Origin of the sequence: Ponticaulis profundi, assembly GCF_042659465.1 — a bacterium.
GTDB classification, from domain to species: Bacteria; Pseudomonadota; Alphaproteobacteria; order Caulobacterales; family Hyphomonadaceae; genus Ponticaulis; species Ponticaulis profundi.
Window position 1 is genome coordinate 1 of sequence record NZ_JBHSSW010000002.1, and the last position, 17922, is coordinate 17922.

Consider the following 17922-nt stretch of genomic DNA (forward strand, 5'->3'; position numbering starts at 1 on the left):
GGTATCCACCGCCGCCGCCGTCGCGATCACCACCGCGATAGCCGCCGCCACCGCCGCCGCGGTATCCACCGCCGCCACCGCCGCGATAACCACCGCCATCACGATCGTCTCTTGAACTCTTGTCGTAGCCACCCTGGCCGAAGTCGCTTCCGCCCGTGGGGTCTGCATAATGATCTGAAGGAGAACCGCCAAAATCATAGTCGTTGCCAAATTCTCTGCGACCGCCCCGCTTTGGGCGGCGCCCACGACCACCGTCACGCCCGCGGCGTGGTTCGTCGTCGTCAAAACTCATGTCTGATTGCTGTCCTCTCTCGCGAAGCGGATATCTGTTTTCCCTGGCTTCGCACTATCATCTGCGACGTTGCTACGTGTGGCCGGGATACCGCAGACTGCAGCCCTGCCGTTCACCATTATGCCTTATATTCCTCAGTTCAGCAAACAGATATGATGAGCTTTGCAGACAAGTTCCGATTGTTGTTATCCACAAAGCCTGTGTCTAAGTAATTTGACCGCACAGGCGGAAGTATAAAGCCATGTTTTTCGATATAAACATGATGAGTTGCTCTACTGCTTTGGAAACGCGCAAAGTCTGTCAGATTGAAGGAGGGGAAGCCGATTTTTGGCCCTTTTTCGTTCGAATTCGATGGACGTTTCTGATACGGCTTTTGAACTCATTCATCTTCTGGCTGTAGGTTCCGGAGATGATTCAGGATCACGGCCTGAACAGCAGTCGTGACGTGAGCCGGGGGGCATGTGTGCAAGCGCCAGTTTTGTTGATTGATGATCGTCAGGCCTTCGGCCGATTGTTTGAGCTATTCTTTGCTCAGACGCGTTATGGCGCACATCCATTCTGCTTTTCCATGACATTGGATAAGGCGTTGTCTGATATCGCGGCGCTCAAGCCAGCAGTCATTTTTCTGGATAATTATCTGCCACCTTATGATGACTTCCGTGATCCGCTGCGCCAGCTCAGACAGAAAACGGATGCGCCGATTGTTTTGACGACCGGGTCTGAGCTTTCAGAGCTGGGTTGCGATGATTTGCCGGATGGGTTGGATGCGTTTCTCTCGAAACAGGCGCTGAGTGCGAGCGCGATAGAGAACACGCTGGATGCCGTTCTGTAGGCATCCCACGCAGTCCCGGCGTCAGATGACAGCGGGACTGTGTGTTGTGCTTTGATTAGTACTGATACTCTTCGATGTTATCGAGAATGAGCGTGTAGGCAGTATCAGCCAGCTCGGAATTCTGCGTTTGCGTTTTCAGCGTGCCTTCGACCCAGACGGCCTGAGCCAGGTCGCCGATTTTGATCGGCTTTTCGGAAATCACATAAACGGTCTGGTTCGGCGGTGGTGGCGGGGCGTGCAGGCATGCGCCGAAATATGGCACGAGCAGAAACTCATTGATTTCAGCATTCGGGCCGTATTCGAACGGGACCGTGTAGCCGGGCAGTTTGATCTTCGTGTCGTTGAGATCATCAACCACATTGAACGTGCCAAACTGAACGGCTTTGTCAGCGGCGGAACCTTCCGCCACATTGCCCATGGCATAAAGAGATTGCTGTTGCTGAGCATACATCTCAAGCAGGCGCTCCTCTTCGCCTTCCGGCATCAGGTCTTCCCAGGCAAGTTCCTCATAAGCATGAGTTTCTTCGGCCTGGGCCGGCGCAATCATCGCCAGACTTGCCATTGCGACGAAACCTGCGGTCTGAAACGTTTTCAGAAAGGTCATAATTCGGAACCTCTAGAGTTTGATGGAGAGTCCATCTGCAAGTGAGTTACGGAGTGCCTGCCATCCCGGAACAATTCCTAATATGGCGGCGATTATGGTGACAGCAAGGAAGACTTGCAGATCAAAAACACCCGGTCCGAAGTCAGACAGGGCCAGTCCGAACCGTGTTTCAAGAATTGGCGCCAGCACATAAAGTCCGATCGCCGTGAGGACGATGCCGAACAGGCTGCCCAGCGCCGCGAGCAGGGCCGATTCACTGATCAGAAGAAACATCACATGGTGTGGGCCTGCACCGGTCGCGCGCAACACGGCCATTTCCCGGCGCCGTTCTCGCAGGCTCGTCATGATGGCCGTCAGGATGGAGACAAGGCCAACCAGAATGACAAAGCCGGACACAGCCAGCAGGGCGCGTTCTGCAACGCCGATCAGCTTCCAGATGCTTGCAATGGCCTGACTTGGAATGGCCGCGAGCAGGGCTTCCTGCGGATAGGTGTCGATTGATCGTTTCGCGAGGAATAAACGCTTATTGTCTGTCAGCCCGACAAGTGCGGCGGAAATCGAATGCGTTTCAAGGTCCATGCCTCTGACGCGATCTGGCGTCATCATGTTGGCAATCGGTGATTTTGCGCCGCTTTCCCAGCCGACATGGATGGCGGAGATGGCTTCCAGTGATACGAAAACAGACTGATCAACGGGGGTGCCCGTAGGTTCCAGAATGCCAACAATCCTGAAAGGCAGATTGTCGTGTCCTGAAAAGCTGACATCGCCCAGACCGTGCGTGAGAATGATGCCATCGCCCAGTTTGTAGCCTTGTTCTTCGGCGACGCGCGCACCGATGACGACATCAAACAGATCTGCGAAGGCTTCACCCTCTGAGAATGTCAGCGGTGTTTCATTACGGTATTTGTATCGTGCGAAGAAATCAGTGGTGGTGCCGACAACCCGGTGACCTTTGTGCGAGTCTCCCAGAGAGATCGGCACAGCCCAGTCGACATCTTCCCGGCCCTGCAGCCATTCGAAGCTCTCCCAGGTCATATTGGCCGACGGATTGCCAATGTGAAATACGGAGAACAGCACCAGACTTTCCGGGCTGGTGCGGGCACCAACGATCAGATGCGTTCCCGATATTGTGTTCTCAAAACTCGTTCGAGCTGCAGTCCGGAGTTTGTCGACACTCAGGAACAGCATGACGGATACGGCAACCGCGAGAATGGTCAGAATGGCTGAACCTTTGCGGCTCATCAGGCTCGAAAAGGCGAGGGCGATGATGGAGCGCAAATTCATGAGGTCGGCTCGTGCTGCTTTGAGAAGGCTTCATTGAGCGTGGAAAGTGCAATCCGGCGGTCAAACCGTGCGCCGAGTGATGGGTCGTGGCTAACGAAGAGCAGGCCCGCTTCTGCGGCGTCCGCTTCTTCCATCAGTAAGGCAAGAAACTGATCCCGATTGCTGGTGTCCAGGGCGGATGTCGGTTCATCCGCGATGATCAGATCCGGACTGCCGATCAGGGCACGCGCAGCCGCAACACGTTGCTGCTGGCCCACGGACAAGTCGGAGACCTTGCGATGGATCAGTCGCTCATCCGACAGGCCGAGCCTTTGCAGCAGGCGCCTGGCTTCGGCGTCTATTGTGTTGGAACGTTGAAGAGCATTTTCCTTCCGGCGTTTCGAAAACCGGCAGGGCAAAACAACATTTTCAATGACACTGAGATAAGGCAGCAGATTGAAGAGCTGAAAGATGACGCCCATGCGATCTGCGCGCAGACGGTCGCGCTTTCCGGAGCTCAGTTTATTCAATTCCGAGCCTGAGAAACGAATGGTTCCGGAGCTCGGTTGAAGCACGCCTGCGATCAGGCCGAGAAGCGTACTTTTTCCTGATCCACTTTCGCCCTCCAGAAAAACGCGGTCGCGCCGGTTCATCTGGAATGCGGGAATGTCGATCAGATCCGGTTCATTCGGCCAGTTAAAATGCAGGTCCCGAATGTCGATTAAAGGCGTATTGGTTTCCGTCATCGCTTATGGGCGTGAAATCTTGTCTGATGCACTTGAGACGGTTTTGGCTTCGGCACCGCTGTCGGTGTTGAACACGACGTTCACGGTTTCAAAGCCTTCAAACGTGTCGAAAAGTGACAGCGTGATCGATTTGATCTTGTCTGGCTTCGCGCAGTCGGCGGTCAGGCTGAGCAGAATATCGGCATGCCCCTCATGACTGTCGTGATCATCATGGGCGTGGTCGTCGCCATGATCATCACCATGGTCATCGTCATTGTGCGCGTGATCGTCGCCGTGCTCATGATCATCATCGTCGTGATCGTGATGCTCTTCGACATCGAACTCGCCGGTGAGTTCCAGTTCCACGCCTTCCAGCGTGCACTTCGCGCTTGAAGGCAGCGTGACGAAGTCTTCGAGTTCCTGGCTGGAGAGATCATATTCGCCGCCAGGAAGTGCAAAATTCGCTTTTGGCCCGGACAGCTGGATGAACAGTTCGTTTCCGCTCAGATTGATAAAGGCGTCACCTGTGCCGTGAACATGTGCGCTGGCCGAACGAACGGGCTCATGAGCCAGAACGGACGCCGAGAACGCTCCGGACAGACCGACGATACCACTGGTAACAAGAGCAAGGTTTCGAATTTTCAACACATCGACTCCAATAGAAGGCTTTTCATCCGAAAATATTATACTATAACATCCAGCCGCCGCGATAGGGGCGCAGACCTATAAAATTTTGTAAGACGTAGCGCGTCTGACTTTCGGAGTAAAAGCCCATTTTTTTCAGCAATCCGCTGCTTCCGCCGCTGTTTCTTTCCTTAACGGCAGCATTTGTCGCGACCGTCGGTCTCGTCATTGTGGCTGTGCGCAGCGACTGGAGCCGGAAATACTCGCATTTGTTTGCGGTCGCGGCGAGTGGCTTGCTTCTGACCATGGTCATTGGGCATCTGGCGCCAGAGGCTTTGCGCGGACATGAGGATGCGCCACTCTATATGCTGGGCGGCTTTTTCCTTGGGCTGTTGCTGCACGACGTATTGCGTATGGTGTTGCCGGTTGCCGATCCGCGAAGTCTTGCTGCCGGACTGACGCCTTTGATTGCCATTGGCATGCACTCATTCCTCGACGGGATGATTTATACGGTCACCTTCTCTCAGGGTTTTGACACAGGGTTGTTTGCGACGCTGGGGCTTGTCATCCATGAGTTCCCGGAAGGGATCATCACCTTCGCGCTTCTGCGCGGCGCGGGTCTCAGCAATCGCAATTCCTTTATTCTGGCATTCATCGCTGCGGCGCTCACAACGCCGCTCGGCACGGTCGCAGCCATTCCGATCACGTCAACGGCGAGTGAGGACATGCTGTCCCTGCTGTTCGCCATGTCGGCTGGCTTGTTGCTGTTCGTCTCCACAGGCCCGCTCATGGCGCATATGCGTGAAGAGCGGCCTGCGCGTGCACTTCCGGCGCTTGCCTTTGGCGTGGTGCTTGCCCTGATCATTGCATCAGGACATCTGCCGCATGGCGACGTGCATGACCACCGTGAGCCGTTCACCACTGTTTATGGTCATGAACATTGACGTCGATTGACGCCTAGCCTTTACCCCAGACGACAAGCTTGTTGTTGACGTCATGACCGATGTCCGCACGCCCGAGATAGGGTATGCCCTCGCGGTGACACCAGTCCTGCACGCTTTCCTCATAGGTCATGCCAAAGGCGATTTCGTTTTCAGGGATATCTGAGCAGCGTCCCAGCGCGATACCGGCAAGCTTTTTCAAATTTTCATTCTTGCAGAGCGTGAACATTTTTCGGTCGATCGCGTATTCATACTCGCCGACATCTTCGACCATCAGAACATGCCCCGAGAGATCCGGCATCCAGGGGGTGCCGACGAGATGCTCAATGATGGTCAGGTTGATCGCAATGCGAGGGTGAGGGGTGCGGATGCTGGATTCGATCCCGTCCAGGCTACGCCCCGATACATAGTCCAGCACGCGACGAATGCAGGCTTCGCCGCCATCCCGGCGGATTTCAACAGCGACCGGGCCATGAATTGGTCGACCAATCTGCATTTTATACAGACGTGCCAACAAAGCGCCCACATCACTGTATCCAATATAGGCTTTGGCGCGTGCATGATCATTCAGGCGTTCGAACATGCTCTCCTGCAGGCGCATGCAGCCATAGCCGCCGCGTGCGGCCCAGATAACGTCAATGTCAGGAGAGTTGGCGTATTCGAGAAAAGCCAGGCTGCGCGCTTCATCCGTGCCGGCGAAATGGCCATGCTGAAGGAAGCACTGTGGATGAAATACGATCTCCAGATCTTCGCTGTAGAATTCGGAGACAAATCGCGAAACCTTGTCAGCTGTTTCGCGGTCGATCCCCTTGGCAGGAGCTACGACACCTATCGTCAAGCGGGAGGAGCCCATATACACCTCTTGAAATCTAGAAACCGAACGAAACGATTATGACCGGAACCGGACCGACCTCAATGTCTAAACGATATTTCTTCTGCGGAATTGGCGGAAGTGGCATGTTACCGCTCGCGATGATCGTCAAAGGGCAGGGCGCGGACGTCTCCGGCTCGGATCGTGCGCGCGATCAGGGCCGTTCCGAAGACAAGTTTGCCTATCTCGAATCACAGGGTTTCCGGCTGTTCCCACAAGATGGTTCCGGTCCGGATGGCGCAGATCAGGCGCTTGTCGCATCTGCTGCTGTTGAAGACAGCGTGCCGGATGTCGCGGCTGCTCTGGCAAATGGAGCTGTCCGGCTCTCACGCGCTGAACTTCTGTCGTCGCTTTTCAATGCTGCGGGTAGGAGTATTGGCGTGGCCGGAACGTCCGGGAAGTCGACGACCACCGGGATGATCGGCTGGGTGCTTGCAGATTGTGGGCAAGATCCGACGATTATGAATGGTGCTGTGATGAAGAACTTCGTCGCGCCGGACGCGCTTTTCGCGAGCGCGAGAGTTGGCGCAGGCGATATTTTTGTCAGTGAAGTGGATGAAAGCGACGGATCCATCGCAGGCTATACCCCGCACATCGCCGTGATCAACAATATCTCGCTCGACCACAAAACCATGGACGAGTTGCGCGCTCTGTTCAGCGGATTTGCAGCGCGCGCAAAGCATGTCGTGCTCAATCTCGACAATGAAGAGACGCGGCTGCTCACCCGGCAATTCTCTGAGGCGGTCACATACAGCGTTCAGGACAATCTCGCTGACTTCGTTGCGAAGGACATTCTGCCTGGACCAACGAGTATCGAGTTTGATGTGTTTGAAGCTGCGAGCGGAAACACGGTGCGGGTTCATCTGAAAACGCCCGGTCTGCACAATGTGTCCAATGCCCTCGCAGCCATTGCAACGGTCACCCGCCTGGGTGTTTCTCTGGAAGATGCATGCGCATCGCTCGACAGATTTACCGGTATTCGCAGACGCTTTGACATTGTCGGGACCACGCCGGACAATATCACGGTCATTGACGACTTCGGGCACAATCCGGACAAGATCGCAGCAACATTGAAAACCCTGCATGATTTCAGCGGCCGTCTGCTGATCATGTTCCAGCCACATGGTTTTGGGCCGCTTCGCAAGATGAAGTCCGAATTTGTCGAGTGCTTCGTTGAAGGCTTGAAAGAGGGCGATGTTCTGCTCATGCCGCAGCCGGTCTATTTCGGCGGGACCGTCGATCGCTCTGTCACCAGCGAAGATCTCACACGTGAGATCGAAGCGGCAGGCTTTTATGCCAGGACGTTTGAGACGCGCGCTGACTGTGGTGAAAAGCTGCTCGAGTTTGCGCAGGCCGGTGATCGTATCGTGATCATGGGTGCTCGTGATGACACGTTGTCGGAGTTCGCGGCTGATATTCTGGAACGCCTCCAGCACGCATAAAAAAAGAGGGTGGCCCGAAGGCCACCCTTTGCAGGTCGGGAGGATGCACGCTGCTTCCTAGTACTCGTAAACGAGCTCCAGTCCGACAACGCGACCTTTTTTCAGCGGATAGAATGTACCCGCCGATGGATACTCATCGAATGGTCTGTCCACCCCATTGGACAGGTCTCCGCCAAACGGGATCTGGGTGTCGCCACCTGCGGTCACTTCATCGAGCAGATTGTTGCCGTAAAGTGAGAGCGACAGCCCGTTGTAAGCCGTGTTCCACGTAATGTTCGCAGACAGCTCGTCATGCTCAGGAATCCAGCCGAAATTGGTATCGGTGTAGGCAAATTCATCTTTGTGCTGGAAGTTGGCGCGGCTGACGAGTGAGCCGTACGCACCGAGATCCAGATCATAGATGAAGCCGATGCCGTAAGTGGCTTCCGGAACGCGTGGGATGGCCAGTGCGAGATCTTCGCCATCAACCGCGCCGTCGCCTGAAATATCTGCGTCCACATCCTGATATTCAGCGTCGATCAGACCGATATTTGCAGTCATCAGGAAGTTGTCGGTGAAGGCGTAGCGGCCTTCAACTTCAAGCCCAAGAATGTCCGCATCAGCCGTGTTGACGATGTTCTGAACAATACCGAGCGTTGGAGATGAGAGGTTCACCTCACGCTGCATATTCTTGATTTTGTTCAGGAAGACAGAGGTGTTCAGCTGACCACGACCATCATCTGTTTCGTATTTCACGCCAAGTTCGAAGCTGTCGACTTCTTCTTCGTCAAAGGCGCGTGATGCGTCTGCCGGGAAAAGCTCTTCAAACGCAGCCGGGTTTGTGATCCGGAAGTTATAGCCGCCCGAGCGATAGCCCTTCGTATAGCTGCCATAGAATTGTGTTGCGTCGTTGTAGAAGTATTGGAAGCCAAGACGCGGCGTCCAGTTCGACCAGCTGTCATCATCCTCAAAGCCATTGCTTTCGCCCGGAATGAAGCCGTTTGTACCATCGGTTGGGCAGGTGCCATCGACAACAGAGCAGGCTGGGCGTGGGCGGATATAGGTGATGCCTGCGTCCTTGGTTTCCTTGGAATAGCGCAGTCCGAGAATACCGACGAAGTCTGGTGTGAAGTTATAGTCGACCTGACCAAAGATGCCGAGCACCTGGTGATCCTGGCGACCACCACCATAGAAGGTCAGAGGTGATCGCGGCGGCAGATCGCGGACTTCCGTATAAGTGACTTCCTGATCGAAGTAGAAGAGACCGGTGGTGACTTCTGCTTTGCCAAACGTGCCCGCATAGCGCAGCTCGTTTGAAATCTGCTCCTGTTCCATTTCGGTGTTCGAATGGAAGAGGAAAGCCGGCAGCGCGTCGATATCGCCAAGCGTTGTACCCTCAAAGCTGCGATATCCCAGAATGTTGGTGATCGTACCATTGCCGAAATCGACATCAATGTCCGTGCGCAGCGTCGCGAAAGTTGTTTCGCTGTCATACTCGCCCGGTGCATCAATCGCGAAGTCGAAGTTGTCACGTTCGAACACGCCGCGGTTTTTCGTTGCCGCACCATCGCCGCGGGACTGGAAATGCTCTGCCTTGGCGAGGAAAGTGACCGTGTCTGACGCGAACCATTCCAGCGCGCCACGCACAATATAGGTCTGAGCCTCGCCTTGATTGTCGCCGTTAAAGAGGTTTTTGAAATAGCCCTCATCGCCATTGTAATAGGCGCCGATCTTACCGTTCAGCTTGCCTTCGACGATAGGTCCGGACACGAGCCCCTGAACATAGGTGTTCGGACCGCCGCGACCGCTGTCTACCGGACCATCAACGGCAACTCGCGCTTTCGCGCGGAACTCATCGGTTGGATTGCCGGTGTTCACGAGCACAGCGCCGCCGGTGGTATTGCGACCAAAGAGCAGGCCTTGCGGGCCACGCAGGATTTCCACGCTCTCCAGATCGAACAGGTCCATGACCAGTCCGTTATTCACACCGAGATAGATGCCATCGACGAAGACGCCGACTGCCGGATCGATGGACGGAATAGAGGAGTTGATGCCCAGTCCGCGAATAGAGAAGTTCTGGGTGCCGCGTGACGTGCCGAGGTCATCCAGCGAAACGTTCGGGCTCGAATAGCTGAGCGACTGCAGGTCGCGTACTTTCAGCGCTTCAAGTGTGTCTTCGTTGAAAGCTGTGACGGAGACGGGAACCGTCTGCACATCTTCGACATCCGCTTTCTTGGTCGCCGATACCGTGACCTTGTTCAGCACGCGTGCGACGGCGCTCTCGCGTTCAGCAGGTGCCTCGGCATCCGTTTCCTGAGCTGTTGCGTTGAATGAAATAGCCAACAGAGCCGCGCTCGCGCAGCTCGTGATCAGGTCCTTATAACCCATGAAATGTCGCTCCCTATTGCGGACTTTCAGTGTTTGATTGTCGTTTTCACGAAAGTTTAGGGAGACTTATGTTGACGTTTATACTGAAACAACTGTGACAAGTAATAGGTATAGTATTCTCGCCACACTATCAAATTCGATAGTAAAGATGTGTATACACTGATTACTTGTGCGTGTGTTCTGAAAGTATTCCAAAAAAATAGGGTGGTCCGAAGACCACCCTGCTTAGTTCGGGAGGAAACGCGTATCTGTTTAGTACTCGTAAGTGAGCTCTATACCGATAACGCGACCTTTTTTCAGCGGAGAGAACGTACCGGCTGCCGGGTAGGCACCGAATGGAACGTTCATTCCCGTAGAAAGGTTTGAAGAGCCTGGAACCAGCGGAGAGACATTGCCTCCAAATGGAACCTGAGTGTCGTTACCAACAGACACTTCGTCCAGCAGGTTGTCGCCATAGAGTGACAGGGCCAGGCCGCTATAAGGTGTGTTCCAGGTGACGTTCGCTGACAGGGCATCATATTCCTGAACCCAGCCGACATTGCTGTCTGTGTAGGCGAACTTGTCTTTGAACTGGTAGTTTGCTGTCGTCGTGACGCTGCCCTTGTCGCCAAGGTCCAGATCATGGACGAAGCCAAAACCGTAAGTCAGTTCCGGAACGCGTGGGATGGAAAGCGCGAGGTCTTCACCATCAGCAACGAGGTCACCTGAGATATCGTATTTGACATCAGTGTATTCAGCATCAATCACGCCGATATTCGCCGTCATCAGGAAGCTGTCCGTGAAGGCGTAACGACCTTCGACTTCTGCACCGAGGATTTCAGCGTCAGCCGTGTTGATGATGTTCTGAACGACGCCAGCCGTTGGAGACGATGCGTTCACTTCACGCTGCATGTCAGCGATTTCCGTGTAGAAAATCGAGGCGTTGACCAGACCTTTCAGGTCATCCGTCTCGTATTTCACGCCGATTTCATAGCTGTCGACTTCTTCTTCGTCGAAACCAGGCGAGCCGGTTTGTGCGACGATGTCAGAGAACACGTTATAGTCGGTGATCCGGAAGTTATAGCCACCGGAACGGAAGCCCTTCGTATAGTTACCGAAGAACTGCGTGTTGTCATTGTAGAAGTACTGGAAGCCAAGTTTCGGTGTCCAGTTTGTCCAGCTGTCGTCATCGCTGAAGCCGTTTGGCTCGCCAGGGATGTACGGGTTCGTGCCGGTCACTGGGCAGGAGCCTTCAACAACAGAACATTCCGGGCGTGGACGGATGTATGTGACGTCCGCGTCCTTGTCTTCTTTTGACCAGCGAAGGCCAAAGATACCCACGAACTTGTCTGTGAAGTTGTAGTCGACCTGTGCGAAAGCACCGAGAACCTTGTGGTCCTGCGCGCCGCCGCCATAGAAACCCAGAGGAGACGATGGTGGGATCGAGCGGATCTCAGTGTAACGCAGTTCCTGTTCGAAGAAGAACACACCTGTCGTGAAGTCGAGATCGCCGAATGTGCCCGCATAGCGAAGTTCTTCAGAGAACTGCTCTTGGGTGAACTCTGACAGAGAGTGGAACAGCGTCAGCGGCGTTGCGTCGATGTCGCTTGAGGTCGCTGAGTCGAGGTCGCGATAACCAATGATGTTGGTGATCGTACCATTGCCGAAATCAACGTCGATATCTGTACGGAGCGATCCGAACAGGGTTTCAGACTCAGCAAAGCCTGGATTGTTGATTGAGAAATCAAACGTGTCGCGCTCGAACAGACCACGGTTCTGACCGGCAGGGCCATCGCTGCGGCTGTCAGAATATTCGACTTTACCGAGGAAGGTCACATTGTCTGCTGCCAGCCATTCCAGAGCACCGCGAACAAGGTAAGTCTGAGCTTCGCCCTGATTGTCGCCGTTATACTGGTTTTTGAAGTAGCCTTCGTCACCGTTGAAGTAGACGCCGATCTTGCCGTTCAGCTTGTCTTCAATGATTGGGCCGGAAACCGTGCCCTGGATGTAGGTGTTGATGCCGCCGCGATCATCATCGATCGGACCTTCAACAGCAATGCGGGCTTTCGCCTGGAACTCATCTGTCGGATTGCCCGTGTTGATGAGGACCGCGCCACCAGTTGTGTTGCGTCCGAAGAGCAGGCCTTGCGGGCCACGCAGGACTTCGATGCTGTCGAGATCGAACAGATCCATCACGACGCCAGAGTTCACACCGATGTAAACACCGTCAACGAAGACACCAACGGCAGGGTCGATGGATGGAATGGAAGAGTTCACGCCAAGGCCACGGATCGCGAAGTTCGCTGAGCCGCGTGAGGTGCCGACATCGTCAAGCGACACGTTTGGCGAAGAATAGGAAAGTGATTCGAGGTCGCGTACTTTCAACGCTTCCAGCGTATCGCCGTTAAACGCTGTGACAGAAACAGGAACGGTCTGGACGTCTTCAACGTCTGCCTTCTTCGTGGCGGAAACCGTCACACGATTGAGGACCTTTGCAACAGCGCTTTCGCGTTCTGCTGAGGTGTCTTCTTCTGTTGTGTCTTGAGCGAATGCTTGGAAAGAGAACGCAAGCGCAGCAGCGGATATCCCGCTGGCAAGCAGGTGCCGATAGTTCATCAATGTCTCCCTAGACCTGAAAGGTTAGTCTATTTTTTTGGTTTGCTGGCGAGGTTGGTCCTCGCCTTATACTTCGATGAAGTAGGATATATTCGACTATATGGAAAGATGTTCCTACATATAAGTTCGATCGTGTGTTTTTCTTGCAACACGTTTCCGCCTTACGCCGCGGAATTACGGTATATTGGTGCGTGTATACTCCCTATTCAAGAAAAAAATTCTTGAACAACTTCGAGTTACTTTGCGTAACGCGTTATAACTATATTGAGAAAACGAGGGCGGCTCGCAGACCGGGATTCGGCTGTTCGCCTGGCCCATCGCCCAGAACAAGCTGGCCATTGTGCAATGCCGCAATGGCCGTCACCATTGCGAGGCCCAGTCCGTTGCCAGCTTGTGTGCGGCTCGCTTCAAGACGGACAAAACGTTTGGTCGCGCGTTCGCGGTCTTCCGCTGGAATGCCTGGGCCGGTGTCTGTTACCGAGATTTCGAGATCGCCCTTGCGCGTCATACGTCCGCGCAGGGTGAGGGCGCCGCCCTCCTGCGTATATTTCAACGCGTTATCCATGAGGTTGGAAATCGCCTGAGCGATCAGCGTTCGGTCTCCTTCCAGAGACAGGTCTGTTTCAATCTCGCTTGAAAAGGCCAGACCCTCGAATTCTGCAGCTGGTTCAAAAAGTTCGGCAAGCTCTTCAAGCAGGCCTGTGACATCAATGTGTTCGAAGCGGGAGGCATTGCCTGCCTGAATCTTCGACAGGTTCATAATGGCATTGAAGGTCCGCAGAATATTATCGACTTCATCAATCGCTTTTTCGACGGTGGCGGTCTGCTCATTCTCTTCACTGTCGCGAAGGCCGGCTTCCAGCCGATTGCGCAGTCGTGTCAGAGGGGAGCGAAGGTCATGCGCAATGGCATCGCCGGCATGGCGCGCTGTCAGCATGAGGTGCTCGAGCCGGTCCAGCATGGCGTTCAGGCGTTCGGAGAGTCGGTCGAATTCGTCTCCCGAACCGACCACAGGCGCGCGCCGTGTGAGATCGCCGGACATAACGCCTTCTGTCGTGCGAGTGAGCTGTTCGGCACGCCTCGCAGCTGATCTTGAAATGATCAGACCACCAATGAGTGACATGGCAAGGCCAATCGGAAGGGCAGTCCATATGGTCCGTGTGACACGGTCTGCAATATCGGTGCGCGTGCCAAGGTCGTAAGCGACCATCAGACTTGCCTGATTGGGGAGGCGAATGATGATCCCGTTCGCTGCGCGCAATTGTGGTTCGCCAAACCGGTCGATGGTCTGGTAGTCGAAGTTCGTCTCGACTGAGCCCTGTACGGGTATGTTGTCGGGAATGGCGGCAAAATCGCCGGAGATTTTTTCGCCCTCAGCGTCCAGCAGCACGTAGAAGAATGGCCCAGGAACGGAGGAGCGTTCAATAACGGACTGGTTCAGACGAGCCATGCCGCCGGAGTTGAAAGCCGCAGCGAGTGCCTGAACTTCGCCATCCAGTTCCGCAATCGATTGGCGGCGCAGATAGCCCGCCGTTGAGTGATAGACATAGACAAGCAGGCCGAGCGTGAACACGGTGAACATAACCGCGTGGACCACCGCCAATCGAAAGGTGGTGGTCCTGACAAAGTTCGGCACAGATAGCTTCATGCCTGCAGGCGATACCCGGCACCGCGGACCGTGTGCAAGAGCGGGCGATCAAAGTCTTTGTCGATCTTGCCGCGCAGGCGTGAGATGTGAACGTCGATGACGTTCGTCTGAGGATCAAAGTGATAGTCCCAGACTTTTTCGAGCAACATGGTGCGGGTCACAACCTGACCGGCATTGCGCATTAGAAATTCGAGCAGGCGAAACTCGCGTGGTTGAAGATCAATCTTTTCGTTGTCCCGCGTTACCATGCGGGAGAGCAGATTCATCTCCAGATCACCGACTTTCAGCGTGGTAACCGGTGCTTCACTGCCGCCGCGACGACCCAGTGCATCGACACGGGCGACAAGCTCGCTCGGCGCAAACGGCTTGGTGAGATAATCATCACCGCCGGCTTTCAGACCTTCCACACGGTGGTCGACATCGCCGAGTGCTGAGAGGAACAGGGCGGGAGCACTCCCGCCGCTGTCACGGAATTCCCGGACGAGATCCAGTCCGTTCTTTTTGGGCAACATCCGGTCAACAATCAGCAGGTCAATTTCCATCGACCGTGCCAGCGCGAGGCCGGATTCACCATCATGCACAGTATCGACGGTATGACCGACTTCGTTCAGCACTCGCTGAACGAAGTCTGCCATTTCGACATCATCTTCAATGACCAGAATTCGCATGCTCTGGATTAGTCCTTTTCTTCAATCGACAAAGGAATCACGGCCGTCTGACGGTCTTCGCGTACAGAGACGAGAATACTCGGACGTCCGGCTTCCCTGGCTTCTTCGACAATGGCTTCGAGTTCAGCAGGCGTGCTCAGCGCTTTGAAGTTGGCTTCGACGATCACCATGCCTTTGCTGAAGCCCAGACGGCCTGCGGCTGAGCTCTTGTCGACCGATGTGATCACAAGGCCTGTTGTGTCTGCGTCGAGGCTCAGTTGGCGGCGGTCTGCATCCTGAACAGGACGCAGTTTCATGCCGAGCATTTCTACGGTCTGCACAGAGTTAGAGACTTCAGGAACGACTTCGTCACCTTCATCGGTTGGCAGATCCGTCACGTTCTCTGGAAGTTCGTCGACTGTGACTTCAAGCGTCTGAACTTCACCGTTCCGCAGAATGGTGAACTCATGCGTCGTGCCTGCGATCAGGTTCGCGACGGTCCGCGTAACCTGCGTGGAGTCTTCCATCTCTTTGCCATCAATGGCGGTGATGACATCATTGATACGGAGGCCGGCCTTGCGCGCCGGGCTACCGACAACGACTTCGCGGACGAGGGCGCCGGTTTTGCCTTCCTGACCAATGGCTGCGGCCATCTCTTCAGAGAAGCTCTGAATGGAAACGCCCAGCCAGCCACGGGAAACCTTACCATCCTGAATCAGCTTTTCGGTGATCTGCTTGACCAGTTCTGCCGGGATCGCAAAGCCAATGCCGACCGATCCGCCTGAAGGTGAAACGATCGCAGTGTTCACGCCAACCACACGGCCATAAAGGTCGAAGGTCGGGCCACCGGAGTTGCCGCGGTTAATCGCAGCGTCGATCTGGAGATAGTCGGTGTATGGTCCGCCGCCGCGCAGCTGACGGCCATCAGCAGATACGATGCCTGCCGTTGCCGTGCCACCGAAGCCGAACGGGTTACCAAGTGCAACGACCCAGTCACCGCGGCGCAATTCTGTCTCGGTTTCAAATTCCACATAAGGGAAGGTGCCAGGCTCGGTTACGCGCAGAACAGCAATGTCTGTGCGTTCATCAGAGCCAACCAGCTCGGCTTCGAGTTCGCGGCCATCTTCCAGAACGACTTCGATTTCCGTCGCATCGCGGATCACGTGGTTGTTCGTGACGATCAGACCGTCTTCGGAAATGAAAAAGCCAGAACCCAGAGAGCGGCTTTCACGTGTTGGTGGCGCCTCGTCTTCTTCTTCGTTTTCACCGTCAGGATCATTGTTGTTGCCGAAATAGTCTTCAAATCCCGGACGATTGCGGAAAAATTCGAAGAACTCTTCCATGCCGGGAGGCACAGCAGCAATTTCCTGCTCGGATATCACATTCACACTGACAACAGCCGGGCTGACCTGCTCAACCAGCTCTGCAAAGCTGACCGGGGCGCCTTGCGGCGGAGAAACGACTATCGGACGAGCGTCAGCGGTGTTCACAAATGCCGGGGACAGAACAGCCCCTCCAAGCACTGTGCCCGCCAGCAGAGCGGTCGCAAAGCCCATGGTTTTGGTCCGGATAATTCGCATCATATGAGTCTAAACTCCAATTTGAGAGAGACGAGACAGTCTAAACCAGTGTTCAGCTTAACTGGAAATGACCGGCGGATTAAAACTCAGTCATTTACCGTAACGTCCGGGGTTATCGATTTACGTTAAGAGGGTTGGGGCGGAAACGGCTTCCGTCAAGAGGGCTCCTTCAGCTTCGTTTCTACCATGGAAGCATGTGTCAGCATCCGGTGGACAGGGCATTTTTCTGCAATTTCGACAAGTCGCGAAGTTTGCTCCTCTTCCAGCGCGCCGGAAACCGACAGCTCCCGTGTGAATATGTCCTGGTTCCAGCCTGTATCGTCTGCGGTTTCGGCCTTCTTGTGAGAGACGTCGACCGAAATGCCATCAACATTCCACTTCTTTCTGTTGGCATACATGCGAAGTGTGATGGTGGTGCAGGCGCCAAGCGCCGCACTCAGATATTCTGTCGGGGTCGGGCCGGTATCAAGCCCGCCAAGTTCGCTCGGTTCGTCTGACCGGGTCACATGATGTCGGGCCTGAACCTGATTGGCGTATCCTCCTGCGCCCGTTTCTGCGACACGGACAATGCCGCGAGGCAATTCAATTTGCGGGGTATCGTCTTCAGGGCCGATATATTTGGTCAGCCATGCCGCGATCATGTCAGCGGCATATTCAGCGTCCTCGCGCCGCGAAAGCAGGTGGTTGGCGCCATCCAGACAGACAAAGCTTTTCGGGTGCCGCGCAGCAACAAACAGCTCGGTTGCATTGTCCAGTCCGACCACAGCATCGTGTGGGGCATGCATAACGAGCAGTGGGCAGCGCAGAGCCCTTGCAGCCTCCTGAACGCGGGCCGAGCGAACATCCTCAACAAATTGCCGCTTGATGGTGAAGGGGCGCTCGTCGAGTTCGACACGGGCCATGCCTTCTTGCTCGATCGTTGCGAGCTGAGGCGCAAATTGCTGCAGCACATGGTCGGCGTCAGATGGTGCGCCAAGCGTGGCGACGGCCTTGAGGTCGGACATTCGGCTGCCTGCGACCACGACCGCCGCGCCGCCAAGACTGTGTCCGACAAGTATATCAACGCGTCCGTGTTCTGATTTCAGCCAGTTCGCGGCCGCCAGGAGGTCGTCAACATTCGAAGAAAAATTGGTATTCGCGAAATCACCTTCCGAGGCCCCAAGGCCCGTAAAGTCGAACCGCAGGACAGCGATACCGTGATCAGTCAGACGTCTTGAAATTCGTGATGCCGCCAGACTTTCCTTGGAGCAGGAAAAGCAGTGCGCGAACAACGCGAAGGCCCTTGGTTTCGTATCCGGCAGTTCCAGGCGCGCATCGAGAAGGTCGCCATCATGTCCTGTGAACTGGACCCGTCTGGTCTGCCCCATCAAATCCTCCTTAGCCGTTTTTCGCAGGTGGGAAGTCTGTCGTCCAACTTCCAGTTTTTATTTTGAAAATCCTGAATTTGACGCTCTCATCTTTGTTACGCAGTTGTGTCTTCTCAGTTTTCAA

The 17922-nt window shown here is 55.0% G+C and carries 14 protein-coding genes and 1 pseudogene; 3 read left to right on the plus strand and 12 right to left on the minus strand.

The window, feature by feature from the left end; translation table 11 throughout:
* Nucleotides 1–292: pseudogene (locus ACFQDM_RS00905) on the minus strand (RNA recognition motif domain-containing protein); the annotation flags it as partial.
* A gap of 463 nt (nucleotides 293–755) precedes the next feature.
* Here ACFQDM_RS00905 and ACFQDM_RS00910 point away from each other — a divergent pair.
* A complete protein-coding gene (locus tag ACFQDM_RS00910; RefSeq protein WP_377374255.1) occupies nucleotides 756–1124 on the plus strand; it encodes a hypothetical protein in 369 nt (122 codons plus the stop codon).
* Between the two features lie 55 nt (nucleotides 1125–1179).
* On the opposite strand, the gene ACFQDM_RS00915 is transcribed toward ACFQDM_RS00910, so the two are convergent.
* The 4 genes from ACFQDM_RS00915 to ACFQDM_RS00930 are packed head-to-tail and all read right to left on the minus strand — an operon-like array spanning nucleotide 1180 to nucleotide 4361.
* The gene (locus ACFQDM_RS00915; protein ID WP_377374258.1) at nucleotides 1180–1728 is read right to left on the minus strand and encodes a DUF3299 domain-containing protein; all 549 of its coding nucleotides are present in this window, start codon (nucleotides 1726–1728) and stop codon (nucleotides 1180–1182) included.
* Nucleotides 1729–1740: 12 nt separating this feature from the next.
* On the minus strand, nucleotides 1741–3012 hold the full coding sequence (locus ACFQDM_RS00920) for an ABC transporter permease (protein WP_377374261.1): 1272 nt from the start codon (nucleotides 3010–3012) through the stop codon (nucleotides 1741–1743).
* Nucleotides 3009–3737 (minus strand): ABC transporter ATP-binding protein, encoded by a 729-nt coding sequence (locus tag ACFQDM_RS00925; protein WP_377374264.1) that lies wholly within the window; start codon nucleotides 3735–3737, stop codon nucleotides 3009–3011. The genes ACFQDM_RS00920 and ACFQDM_RS00925 overlap by 4 nt, the downstream gene beginning before the upstream one ends.
* 3 nt (nucleotides 3738–3740) lie before the next feature.
* The gene (locus ACFQDM_RS00930) at nucleotides 3741–4361 is read right to left on the minus strand and encodes a ZrgA family zinc uptake protein (RefSeq protein ID WP_377374266.1); all 621 of its coding nucleotides are present in this window, start codon (nucleotides 4359–4361) and stop codon (nucleotides 3741–3743) included.
* Nucleotides 4362–4570: 209 nt separating this feature from the next.
* Here ACFQDM_RS00930 and ACFQDM_RS00935 point away from each other — a divergent pair, with 209 nt between their 5' ends.
* On the plus strand, nucleotides 4571–5284 hold the full coding sequence (locus ACFQDM_RS00935; protein ID WP_377374268.1) for a ZIP family metal transporter: 714 nt from the start codon (nucleotides 4571–4573) through the stop codon (nucleotides 5282–5284).
* Nucleotides 5285–5297: 13 nt separating this feature from the next.
* On the opposite strand, the gene ACFQDM_RS00940 is transcribed toward ACFQDM_RS00935, so the two are convergent.
* Nucleotides 5298–6134, minus strand: a complete 837-nt coding sequence (locus ACFQDM_RS00940) for an LD-carboxypeptidase (protein ID WP_377374270.1) — start codon at nucleotides 6132–6134, stop codon at nucleotides 5298–5300.
* 62 nt (nucleotides 6135–6196) lie between these two features.
* Between ACFQDM_RS00940 and ACFQDM_RS00945 the strand changes: the two genes are divergently transcribed.
* On the plus strand, nucleotides 6197–7594 hold the full coding sequence (locus tag ACFQDM_RS00945; RefSeq protein ID WP_377374272.1) for a UDP-N-acetylmuramate--L-alanine ligase: 1398 nt from the start codon (nucleotides 6197–6199) through the stop codon (nucleotides 7592–7594).
* A gap of 57 nt (nucleotides 7595–7651) precedes the next feature.
* Here ACFQDM_RS00945 and ACFQDM_RS00950 read toward each other — a convergent pair whose 3' ends face one another.
* The 6 genes from ACFQDM_RS00950 to ACFQDM_RS00975 all read right to left on the minus strand — a co-directional run bounded on the left by ACFQDM_RS00950 (nucleotide 7652) and on the right by ACFQDM_RS00975 (nucleotide 17801).
* Nucleotides 7652–9961: a TonB-dependent receptor gene (locus ACFQDM_RS00950; protein ID WP_377374274.1), complete on the minus strand. Its 2310-nt coding sequence runs from the start codon at nucleotides 9959–9961 to the stop codon at nucleotides 7652–7654.
* A gap of 252 nt (nucleotides 9962–10213) precedes the next feature.
* The gene (locus tag ACFQDM_RS00955) at nucleotides 10214–12556 is read right to left on the minus strand and encodes a TonB-dependent receptor (protein ID WP_377374276.1); all 2343 of its coding nucleotides are present in this window, start codon (nucleotides 12554–12556) and stop codon (nucleotides 10214–10216) included.
* Nucleotides 12557–12815: 259 nt separating this feature from the next.
* On the minus strand, nucleotides 12816–14204 hold the full coding sequence (locus ACFQDM_RS00960; RefSeq protein ID WP_377374278.1) for a sensor histidine kinase: 1389 nt from the start codon (nucleotides 14202–14204) through the stop codon (nucleotides 12816–12818).
* Complete coding sequence (locus ACFQDM_RS00965) at nucleotides 14201–14872, minus strand: response regulator transcription factor (RefSeq protein ID WP_377374280.1); 672 nt, start codon at nucleotides 14870–14872, stop codon at nucleotides 14201–14203. Before ACFQDM_RS00965 ends, ACFQDM_RS00960 begins: the two co-directional genes overlap by 4 nt.
* A gap of 8 nt (nucleotides 14873–14880) precedes the next feature.
* A complete protein-coding gene (locus ACFQDM_RS00970; protein ID WP_377374282.1) occupies nucleotides 14881–16434 on the minus strand; it encodes a Do family serine endopeptidase in 1554 nt (517 codons plus the stop codon).
* 152 nt (nucleotides 16435–16586) lie between these two features.
* Nucleotides 16587–17801, minus strand: a complete 1215-nt coding sequence (locus tag ACFQDM_RS00975) for a bifunctional alpha/beta hydrolase/OsmC family protein (protein WP_377374284.1) — start codon at nucleotides 17799–17801, stop codon at nucleotides 16587–16589.
* Nucleotides 17802–17922: the final 121 nt, after the last annotated feature.